The organism is Mammaliicoccus fleurettii (assembly GCF_003970575.1).
In the GTDB taxonomy this organism is placed as follows: domain Bacteria; phylum Bacillota; class Bacilli; order Staphylococcales; family Staphylococcaceae; genus Mammaliicoccus; species Mammaliicoccus fleurettii.
This window is the reverse complement of record NZ_RXWZ01000107.1, coordinates 1-11,622: the sequence shown is the minus strand read 5'-3', so window position 1 is coordinate 11,622 and position 11,622 is coordinate 1. Positions and strand designations below refer to the sequence as shown.

General features: G+C 31.8%; 8 protein-coding genes. 1 reads left to right on the top strand and 7 read right to left on the bottom strand.

All coding sequences use genetic code 11. From position 1 onward, the window contains the following. Positions 1–116 precede the first annotated feature (116 nt). A complete protein-coding gene (locus tag CD129_RS08750; RefSeq protein WP_115337632.1) occupies positions 117–1,715 on the bottom strand; it encodes a M20/M25/M40 family metallo-hydrolase in 1,599 nt (532 codons plus the stop codon). Between the two features lie 15 nt (positions 1,716–1,730). Then, entirely contained in the window at positions 1,731–2,888 is a 1,158-nt protein-coding gene (locus tag CD129_RS08745) for an aminotransferase class I/II-fold pyridoxal phosphate-dependent enzyme (protein WP_115337631.1), read from the bottom strand. 126 nt (positions 2,889–3,014) lie between these two features. On the opposite strand from CD129_RS08745, the gene CD129_RS08740 reads away from it, so the two are divergent. Continuing rightward, positions 3,015–3,551: a hypothetical protein gene (locus CD129_RS08740; RefSeq protein WP_115337630.1), complete on the top strand. Its 537-nt coding sequence runs from the start codon at positions 3,015–3,017 to the stop codon at positions 3,549–3,551. Between the two features lie 207 nt (positions 3,552–3,758). Here the strand turns inward: CD129_RS08740 and CD129_RS08735 are convergent, their stop codons facing one another. From CD129_RS08735 to CD129_RS08715, 5 genes are all read right to left on the bottom strand, one after another. After that, on the bottom strand, positions 3,759–4,760 hold the full coding sequence (locus CD129_RS08735; RefSeq protein WP_115337629.1) for an acyltransferase family protein: 1,002 nt from the start codon (positions 4,758–4,760) through the stop codon (positions 3,759–3,761). A 155-nt stretch (positions 4,761–4,915) separates the two neighbouring features. Beyond that, entirely contained in the window at positions 4,916–9,067 is a 4,152-nt protein-coding gene (locus CD129_RS13540) for a glucosaminidase domain-containing protein (protein WP_160149118.1), read from the bottom strand. Between the two features lie 116 nt (positions 9,068–9,183). Further along, complete coding sequence (locus CD129_RS08725) at positions 9,184–9,609, bottom strand: GNAT family N-acetyltransferase (protein WP_115337627.1); 426 nt, start codon at positions 9,607–9,609, stop codon at positions 9,184–9,186. Between the two features lie 126 nt (positions 9,610–9,735). After that, positions 9,736–10,212, bottom strand: coding sequence for a DUF2538 family protein (locus CD129_RS08720; RefSeq protein ID WP_078356886.1), 477 nt, complete (start codon positions 10,210–10,212; stop codon positions 9,736–9,738). Between the two features lie 18 nt (positions 10,213–10,230). After that, positions 10,231–11,541 (bottom strand): LCP family protein, encoded by a 1,311-nt coding sequence (locus CD129_RS08715; RefSeq protein ID WP_115337626.1) that lies wholly within the window; start codon positions 11,539–11,541, stop codon positions 10,231–10,233. Between the last annotated feature and the right edge of the window lie 81 nt (positions 11,542–11,622).

Sequence of the window (11,622 nt, the reverse complement as noted above, 5' to 3'; positions counted from 1 at the left end):
TTATCTCCTATAGAATTCAGGAAATTAGCAGCCTAGAAAATAGTGTTTTTATTAAGTTCCCATTTTAGGGGTTCAGTGCCAATTTGTCCCTGCCTCTATTTTGTTATTATTGATTTTTATAATAAATGCTTCTTAATAACTTGTTCGATTATGGTTGGTATTTCTTCAAAGGCACTTTTCATATTGATTCTTTCAGTAACTTGATGTGCATCTTTTCCAATTGGACCGATATTAATAACAGGCGCACTTATCTCTTTAATATCGTTAAATGGTATAAAGTAAGATTCGTTAAATACTGGTGTTTGGTTAATATAACTTTCAAAGCCTAAATCATCTAGTCGATATTTTGCATAGCTTAAATCACTAATACCATTAAAGAAATATTGTCTTTTAGAAACTCTATTAAATTTAGATAATGAAAGATCACTAACAGTTTCTACTATTTCATCTATGAATGGATCTTCTGATGAGTGTGCAGCTGGATAATAAGGTGGTGCAAAGAATGTTATAACACTAGGGCCGAGTCCTTTTAGCATATGCATGAAGCGGTCAGTAATTTCTATTGATTGCGCTCTTTCATCATGAATTTGCTCAATGACTTCTTTTATTACATATTTAATATGTGCTTCACCAAATTCTTTAATTGCTAAATCTTTTAATTCTTTATAGCTTAAAACATTTATAGATATATTTTTATTGAAACCTTCAGATTTTAATTTATCTTGAAAGGTTTTTTCGCAAATTGATACAGCATCTTTTACAACATCATTAAATATTGTGAAGACATCTTCTGCATTTCTATTAAATAAAAATACATTATATAAAGCAACTGTTCGAAATGGTGTTTGTACATCATAATGGTCTTTAATATCTCGACTCATTAGTGATACTGGAAGTGGTGTCACTTCGCTTTTATAATGTTCTTTAAAAAGATTGCTATATTCCATCTTACTATTGATAAAGCTTTGTATATAATTTGAACTGATGCCATTTAAAGGCTGTCCTACATGTGTTTCTTTACCATAACAAAGTGCAGATGGCATAATTTTACCTATTGTGCCTGAATAAACATAATGGTTAGCATCATTTTCTGCTTGTGAAAATGTAGGCTCACTGTTTAAATGTAAAGCTATTTCTAAATTATCTTCTTTTCTAATTTGATTGATTCTTTCAACAGCTTTATGCATGCCTAAAGATTCAACTTCTTCATCTGGAACTGAAACAACGATAATATTGATGTCCCATGACTCTTGTATTGCTTTTTCAATTAAAGACATATGTATCATTAGACCAGTTTTCATATCCATAGAGCCACGGCCAAATAAATAATTATCCGAACTGAGATCTTCTTTAGCATTTGAAGATAAATATTTATCATCTTCACGAAAAATATCTGTTATATTATCCATATCAAATGCTTCACTTTTATATTCACTATAATCGTCTATGCCAACAGTATCAAGATGACTAATACATATGAGCGTTTTTTTAGTTTTTGGTGCTTTATAATATGCAAGTACTGCATGTCGACCATCCCCAGTCGGTTGCAAAATCACTTGTTCATTATTATTTTTGAAATAATCGAGTTTTAAATATTGTTCTTTTAAAAAGTATGGAAATGTTCTTTCGCCTTCTGAATGTGTAATGGAATCATGTTTAACCAAGCTTTTTAATAAATTTCTTCGAGTTTCAAATGTTTGCCATAAAAAGTTCATTGAAATTCATCCCCTTTAAAATAGTTCTTGAATCATTCTTTCCAATCTATTTAAGCCTTCTTCAAGCGCTTTAATGTTGTATGCATAAGAAATTCTTATATATCCTTCACCAATATGAGTGAAAGCTGAACCAGGCACAATTGCAACGTGATAATCTTCAAGTGCTTTCATACAAAATTCATAATCACTTATACCAAATTGAGAAATTTTAGGAAAAATATAAAAAGCTCCTTGAGGCTTTTCGTTCAGAATAAATCCCATATCAATTAAACGTTTATATATGTAATCGCGACGTTCAATATATGCTGAGTTCATTTCTTTAGGTGAGTCAACAGCATTAGTAAGTGCTTCTATTGCAGCGTATTGACTCGGTACATTTGCACAAATACAGTTATATGCATGCACAAATGTCAGTTGTTTCATCACATACTCTGGTCCTAGTAGAAATCCGATTCGTAAACCAGTCATAGAGTGAGATTTGCTTAATCCGCCTAACAATATACACTGGTCTTTAATAGCATCATATGATGCAAATGAGGTATGTTGTTGACCAAACGTATTTTCAGCATAAATTTCATCACTTACTACATAGATTGGATAATCTTTAAACACATTAACCAGTGATTCAACTTCATATTGATTTAACGTAATACCAGTAGGATTGTTTGGATAATTCAATAAAATGGCTTTAGTTTTATCTGTAATATGAGATTTCACTAATTCAGGTGTTATTTTTAAACCGCTTTGGGTAGTATCTATGTATATAGGTTTAGCTCCTAATAATTCAATTAATGGAACATAGCCAGCGTATACAGGTGAGGGAATTAACACTTCATCTCCTTGTTCAAGTATACCTCTCAACGTAGTATCAAGCGCTTCACTAGCACCATTAGTAATTAATATTTCATTCGTATTAAAATTTGAACTGAATCGGTTTTTATAATAAAATTGGACGACTTTCCTTAGTTCTAACAATCCGGCATTATGAGAATAAGTCGTAAAGTTACGATCAATAGCTTGTTTCATTGCATCTTTAACACTTGTTGGCACTTTGAAATCAGGCTGACCAACTGTTAAGTTAATGACATCATCAATTTCAGGTATACGGTTGGAGATAGCTCTTATTCCAGATACTTGAAGTTGAGATGCAAATTTATTTAATGGTAATTGCATTTTTTTCACCTCTTCAAAACGATAATTTTATTATAACGATAAAAAGAGAACAAATAAATGAATATAGCAAAAATTTTGAAAACGTATTACAATAAGAGAAACATTACAATAATAGGGGATGTTTATATGGTGAACTTAACAAATATGAATCAACGATTAAAGTTATTACTTTCATTAAATATTTTTGAATGGTTACCACATCCAACTTTTGTACTTATACAAAATAATGATGAACAATGGATGATATCGTTTGAAGAAGATTCAATACATATATGTAGAGCAGAAGCTCAGTTACCACATTTTCATCGATATTACTTTGGACAAGATAATCGCCTTATTAAAAATGCACAATTTCATATTAAATTTAAATCAAAAGAAGAGCTCTCACTTGATGAAAGAAAATTTGTTTCAGATTTTATGCAACCAACAGCTAAAAAAGAAAATCCTATATTGTTTATACAATCAGACACACCTTATAACCAAGAGTGGATTGATTATTTAACTTATCTATTAAGTGCGAGTTATGAAGTGTTAGAAAACTTATTTAATAATAATCATGAACTAGCACCCGTAACGCATAAACATGTTCAAATACCAGCATATCTATTAAATCAAGAAGATAAATATATCGGAACTATTTCATATGAATCATTACTTAGGTAAAAATTGAATATAGTTTTAATTATAAAAGAGGGTAGGACAAATTAATTTGTCCTATCCTCTTAGTCATTAGGAGCCCCATATTCACACAAGTCAGTAGAAGTGTAAGCAAGGGTAGGTATATTCACACAAGTTGAGAGAAGTGTAAGTGATTTTTATAAGAAAAAAGAGCAGAAATTCATTTTTAAAAATGAATTTCTGCTCTTTTACTTATTTATTTTTTTTAGGTGGTTTTTTTAAATTAACAACTGGATTAGCATAATGTCTAACTATATCACTACTGAAGAAGTACACAATTGTTATTGTAATAAGCACAATTGCTACCCATACATACGGTTGATCTAATAACATTCTATCCCAATCTTTAGAACGGAATAATCCAACGAATAGTCCATGAAGTAAGTAAATAAACATTGTTCTTGAACCAATATAAGTTAATGGTAATTTTCGTTCTGGTATTAAATTCATAAAACTTAAAGTTGAAACAAAGATAACAACGTAAATAAATAATCTCTTCAATGCACTGTAAACATCAACATCGCCTTCGAGTGCTGAATATGGTTTACTTCCGAATAACCATTCAAAGTTATAGTCAGTTAATAAATAAGCAATAAAAATAACTAATAAACTTAATGTAGAAAGCCATAAGTATTTTTTATTTCTTAAAATAAATGACTGTTCTTTATTGATATAATAACCTAATAAGAAAATAGGGAAGAATACAAATGTTCTTGATAGACTAAGTTTTGCATTAATAAAATCAAAGTAGCCAACTATCAAACCTACTAATATAGCAACTGCAAATGTTATATATGGATTGAAGTTTCGTACAAAATGTAAAATAACATGCCATGAAAATAAGCTGACTAGGAACCACATAGCCCATTGTGGGTCAAACGGACTAATGTTTAAAGTATCATCTCTATCTATATAGTAATAATATAACCCATAAAACAATTGGAATATCAGATAAGGTAACAATAGCTTAATGGTAACTTTTTTTATGTAACCAGGTTTACCAACACTTTTTGCGAAAAATCCTGATATTAGAACAAAAGCGGGCATATGGAAACTATAAATAAACATATATAATGCTTTAAATAAATGACTGTCATTAACATATGATCTTGTTAAGTGGCCAAATACAACTAGTACTATTAAGAAAAACCTAGAGTTGTCAAAATAATGATCTCTTTCTTTACCGTTTGCCATGAAAAGTACTCCTCTAAATCGATTGTCTACAGTTTTCTTGAAACGTAGATTATAAATTAAAACTTCTGAAAGTACAAATAAAATTATTTAGAAATAATAAAAAAATCAAACCAGTGCCTTAAAAGACATTGGTTTATTCAGTATTCATTTAAGAATTATGATTTATATTGATCAACATCATAGAATTGACCATCAGTTTGAATTTGTTGATAGAAGTCACTAATACGTTTTGCGTTAGATTTTGAAAAATCTACGCCAGTTGCATATTGGTGTACGCCTGGTTTTTGTGGATTAAATCTCATTTTATAAAGTGTATTTTGTCCTGCTTTAATATAATTGTTTGCTATAAATTGAGCGCCACCGAATATAGCTTTTTCTGGTGTGTTCCATCCAGCTTGTTGTGCATATTTGATACCACCGTATAATGCATTCTTATCGATCGCACCTACACCAAACATATTATAGTATTTAGTTTTTGAGTTTAAATCAACTTTTCCATTTTTATCAATATTTCCACCATTTGCTAATTGACTTGTTCCATTACCAGTCTCTAATAGTGCATGTGAGATTAAATAGATTTCATTAATACCAACAGCTTTTGATGCTTGACTAAATGCATTACCTTGGTTTTCTAAAATGCCTTTACCTCGAAGTAATTCATTTAATTTAGATGGAGAAATATTTTGTGATTTATTTAAATCTAAGAATTGATACTTTTGAACTGGATCATTCACATACTTACTTGTATCCATTGCATCTTTAACTTCTGCTCTAGTAGCATTTCTAATACCACTTGGTAATACTTTTTTAGGCTCAGATCCATTTCTTAACGCCATTTGAATATCAACAGCTTGATCAAGAGTATATGGACTAGTAGAAATATTTGTAGCCTCTGTTGCTAGTTGTAAATATTTAGAATTAATCCATACTGTTTTACCATTAAGTAAACCTTTATACCAAAGTTCATTTCCAACTTTTTGTGAAGAAATAACTTTAAAGTACGCATATTGATAATTTTGTAGTGACCCTAATAATGTAGATTTAGACACATTCGGTTGACTATAGAAATAACCAGTATTATCAAAGATTAAATAATTAGTATAATTTTCTTTTAAATTCATTGGTTGATTGTTTACAACATTGGATTTAATAGCATTAGTCTTTTTAGGTTGAGCAGGCGTAACTTGTTTTACTGGTTTAGGTTGAACTCTGTTAGTTTGTAATTGTACATCGTTAGCTTTAACCCATCCTAAAGGAATTGCATTGTTATCTTGTAATAAATAATATGTTTGATTATTGTATGTTGATTGTTTACCAATCTTAAATGTTCTACCAGCTTTATTCATAGCAGGTACTGTTTTTTGATCATAAACAGAAGTATAAATACCAGAAATATTGTTATTAACCTTACCAACATAATTAACTCTAACCGTTTTCGCAACAGGTTTCGTTGTAGGCTTCGCAACAGGTTTCGTTGTAGGCTTCGCAACAGGTCTAGTTGCAGGTTTCGCAACAGGCTTAGTTGCAGGTTTCGCAACAGGTTTAGTTGCAGGTTTTGCAACAGGCTTAGTTGCAGGTTTTGCAACAGGCTTAGTTGCAGGTTTCGCAACAGGTTTAGTTGTTGGTTTCGCAACAGGTTTAGTTGCAGGCTTCGCAACAGGTTTAGTTGTTGGTTTCACAACAGGTTTAGGCGTTGGTTTAGTTACAGTCTGTAATTGAATGTCGCTAGATTTAACCCAACCTAATGGTGTACCGTTATTGTCTTGTAATAAGTAAAACACTTGGTTATTGAATGTTGATTGTTTACCAATATTGAATGTTTTACCAGCTTTGTTCGTCGCTGGTTTTGTTGTTGTGTCATATACAGAACTATATACACCAGATGCATTAATGTTCACTTTACCTTTATAGTTAACAGCAACAGTTTTAGCTGTGCCTACAACAGGCTTAGTTGGTTTAGGTTTAGTGACTACTGGTTTAGTAGGTTTAGGCGTTGGTTTCACAACAGGCTTAGTTGGCTTTGGTTTAGTTACTATTGGTTTACTTGGTGCAGTTAGAGTACCTGTTTTGTACTGATACTTCTCATGCACTAAATCTACAAGTTCATTAAATGTATAGTTGTTTTCAGCAAACCAGCCGTATGGATCACTATGATTTGTACCACCTAAATATTTTGATACAGCATCATGTGACCATAAAGTACCATTACCATCGTATTCAGCACTATCAAATGGTAATCCATAATAAGCTAAATTAGTGGCAATATAATCAGCATAATTATTGATAGAACGTGCGAAGCGATCACCGCCATAAACACGAACAAGTTCAACATGTATGAAACGTTGGTTAGCAACACCACCAGCACCCCAAGCAAGATAGTCTGTTGGAGCAACTTCAATAATGTTATTGTCATCAACGAAAGCATGTACAAATGCATTTTCATAATTATTTTTCATGTATGCAATTTCACCATGAATAGTTGAATTAGGATTTGCCGTTTCATGAGCAATAACACCTTCAGGTTTGCCAACACCATTACGATAAGGAATTTTAGGAATATGGCTAGAAAAGTCTTCAACATAATTAGGTACACCATAATTATTACTTCTAATTTGATTATTAATCGTTGAGCTAACAGCGGCGTTGTAAGTACTTCTATATGTTGAAGTAGGAATACTGCGTGCTGATCTAGCTGCAAAAGTTCTAACTTGTGGCTTAACATTAGCACTTTCAAGTTGAACATTTTGATTATTATCAATACTATTTGATTCTATATCGTTAGAAGTGTCATCTTGGTCATCAAAATCAAAATTATATTCATCGTCAGAAGTGTTCTCTTCTGTATCTTGAGCAACTTCAGAGCTATCTTGATCATCAACATCTTGAGAAGAAGTTTCGTCAGAATCTACAACATCTGTAGTATCTTCAGAAGTATTGTCTTCTGTATCTTGAGCAACTTCAGAACCATCTTGATCTTCAACATCTTGAGAAGCAGATTCATCAGAATCTACAACGTCAGAAGTATCTTCGGAAGTGTTGTCTTCTGTATCTTGAACACCTTTAGTATTATCTTGATCTTCAACATCTTGAGAAGTAGTTTCATCAGAATCTACAACATCTGTAGTATCTTCGGAAGTGTTGTCTTCTGTATCTTGAGCAACTTCAGAGCTATCTTGATCTTCAACATCTTGAGAAGCAGATTCATCAGAGTCAACAACGTCAGAAGTATCTTCAGAAGTACTATCTTCTGTATCTTGAACAGCTTCAGTACTATCTTGATCATCAACATCTTGAGAAGTAGTTTCACCAGAGTCTACAACGTCAGAAGTATCTTCGGAAGTGTTATCTTCTGTATCTTGAGCAACTTCAGAACCATCTTGTTCTTCAACATCTTGAGAAGCAGATTCATCAGAATCTACAACGTCAGAAGTATCTTCAGAAGTGTTGTCTTCTGTATCTTGAACAGTTTCAGTACTATCTTGATTTGTAACATCTTGAGAAGTAGTTTCATCAGAATCTACAACGTCTGATGCATCTTCAGAAGTATTATCTTCAGTATCTTGAACAGCTTCAGTACTATCTTGATTTGTAACATCTTGAGAAGCAGTGTTATCAGAATTCACAACGTCAGAAGTATCTTCAGAAGTATTATCTTCTGTATCTTGCACAGCTTCAGTAGTATCTTGGTTTGTAACATCTTGAGAACCAGTGTTATCAGAATTCACAACGTCTGTAGTATCTTCAGAAGTGTTATCTTCAGTATCTTGTACAGTTTCAGTACTATCTTGATTTGTAACATCTTGAGAAGCAGAGTTATCAGAGTTCACATCGTCTGTAGTATCTTCAGAAGTGTTAACTTCAGTATCTTGAACAGTTTCAGTACTATCTTGATTTGTAACATCTTGAGAAACAGTGTTATCAGAATTCACAACGTCAGAAGTATCTTCAGAAGTGTTATCTTCAGTATCTTGTACAGTTTCAGTACTATCTTGATTTGTAACATCTTGAGAAGCAGTGTTATCTGTGTTCACAACATCAGAAGTATCTTTAGAAGTATCTTCAGTTACTTTCGGCTCATCTATTATAGATGGATCCTTATATGTTTTTGTACCTGATACGTTCAAAGATTGGCTTTTTAATTCTTTTTGCTCATCTTGAATTTGACTAGCATTGTTATGTTGCTCAATGATGTTTTTGTTATCTTTGTTTGATGTTTCTTCTGCATTCACCTGATGAGAAACGAGTGTCGTACCTGCTAAAGTCATTGCTACAAGTGCAGGGGTTTTGTAATAGAATTTTTTATCCATAAACAAACTCCTTTGAATAGGTATTTTATTTAATAACATTATAAGGCTTTTTGACAGTAAAGTATGAGAATTATCTAAATTGTAATGTAACTTTAATATTTGAGATGAATAATAATTTAGCTAAAAGTCAGTTTCATATGATAGTGGGGGATGTTTTCTTCTAAAAATTCTTCGCCTTCAGTTATATATCCTAATTTTTCATAAAAACCTTTTGCATGAGATTGGCCATTTAAGACAGTACCTAAGAATCCATCTTCTTTAGCTTTTAAATTTATAAAATCCATTACTTCTTTTCCATAACCATATTTTCTGTATGGTTTTAATACGGCTACTCTTTCAACTTTAGCGTAACCGTTATGATATGTTCTATATCTTCCTACTGCAGCAGGTTCTGCTTCATGATAAAGAATAATGTGCTTAGAAATTTCTTCAAATTCATCAATTTCTGCTTCTAATGGCACACCTTGTTCCTCTACGAAAACTGTTTTTCTTATTGTTAGTGCATCTTGTTTTTCTATATCATTTTCAACTATTTTTATCATGATAGTACCTCCATTAAATTGAATGTTTTTATTATACATTATTAATGTATTTCACTCTAATTAATTAAATAACTCTCCTAATCCTGGTAATAAAATTCGGATTGGAGAGTTATATTTTTATAATTTTTAATTTTGAATTGCTGCTCTTCTTACAATCGCTGTGTATTGCCAAAACAATCTAAGTTGATGGATGCTCCAATTGGTAATGCCCATTGTGTATCCACTTGGTGTGAATATTTGAATTTGGCTTGTTTCTAATGCTGCGGCAACGAGATATTGTAAGTGCACACTTAATGATTTCATTTCTTCTGTTAACCCTGTTTCAGTGTATACCCATGAGAATGGAAGGGGATTATCGAAAATGTTAATTGCATTAAATATTTCTGGAATTGCAATAATATAACAAGCACCATCTACAATTGGATCATGGTTTGCTTGATTATAATAAAGCAACAATGCTTCGTAATTTTCATGATGTTCATGATTAACATAGTATAAGTTCTTTCTAAAGTTAGATAAATCTCCAGAATGAATGATTTGATTTTCTAACGCATCAAACATTGTATTGATTTGTTCATACTTTTCATATGTTTTACGTTCAATCATAATATACCTCCTTTCCTAGTAAACATTAGGTTCTTGTTGCTGTTGTACACTAGGGTCTACTCCTGGATTAGTTTGTTCAGGAGCTTGTTGCGGTGTTTCTTGTGGTGCTTGTGGCACTTCTTGTGACGGCACTTCTTCGGTAGGTGGCTGCTCTACAGGCTGTTGTTCAATAGGCTGTTGTTCAATAGGCTGTTCAGTAGGTTGCTCTGTCGGCTGTTCTATTGATTCATCAGTATCAGGTTTAACTGCTGGTTCAACTGTCTCTGAAGAATCGTCTGTGTTAGTTTCACCACTTTTTAGACTTTTTTTCGAAACTTCGATATATGGCATAAGATCACCATAAGCTTGAGTCATTAAATAATTCATCATTTCTGTCTTTTTAGTTTTAGGTAGTTTTAAATCTTTTCTCAGTTTGTTAGAAAGTTCTAATAAGTTATCTAAATCTGGATTATAGAAATAAACACCATTATAGTTAGCATCTGTACCAGTTATTTGTTCTGTTTTAATTTTCACTTTGCTTGAAGAGTAAGTAGTTGCTAAGTTTTGAATATCATCAAATGTGAAATTATGTTTAGCATTTTTACCAACTATTTTAACTAAATCGTCTAGTTTATTAATTGAATTTGTTTCTTGTGCTTTTTTGATAATGGCTTTTATCATTTCCATTTGTCGTTTACCACGTTCTAAATCTGAGTCTTGTTTTCTTGAACGTACAACTGCAAGAGCTTCATCACCAGTTAAGTTTTGTTTTCCTTTTTTAACTTTAATTCTGCCTTTATCTTCTGTATTAGGTTCATTTAAACTGAATGGTACATCATATTCAATACCACCAAGCTCGTTTACAACTTCTACAAAAGCTTCCATATTAATACGTGCATAAAAGTCTACTGGCACATTTAATGTAGATTCAACACTTTCCATTGAACCTTCTGGACCATCAATAGCATGTGCATGTGTAATTTTGTCATAGTACTTAACTGCTGGTATATAACTCAAAGTATCACGTGGAATACTTACCATACGTATTTGCTTTTTGTCTCTATTAAATGTAGTGTAAATCATTGCGTCTGTACGAGACTGGCTAGCTTTTTGGCCACCTTTACGTCTAGAATCGCTATCATCAACACCTAAAAATAATACGGAAACATGATCTAAGTTTGGGTCTACTGGTTTATCTCTTAAAGATGATTTGCTTTTTTTTGAATCTAGAAATGAATCATTTATAGCACCTTTTGTTTCAAGATAAAGCATAAGGCCGAATACTACAGGTAGTATCATAAGAATCATGGACATCAAAAGTAAACCTATCTTTGCGAATCTATTCATATTATATATTTACCCTTCTATTCGTGATTTGATTTAAAATATAAATTTTTGCATATTATACATCATATACGATTATACAAG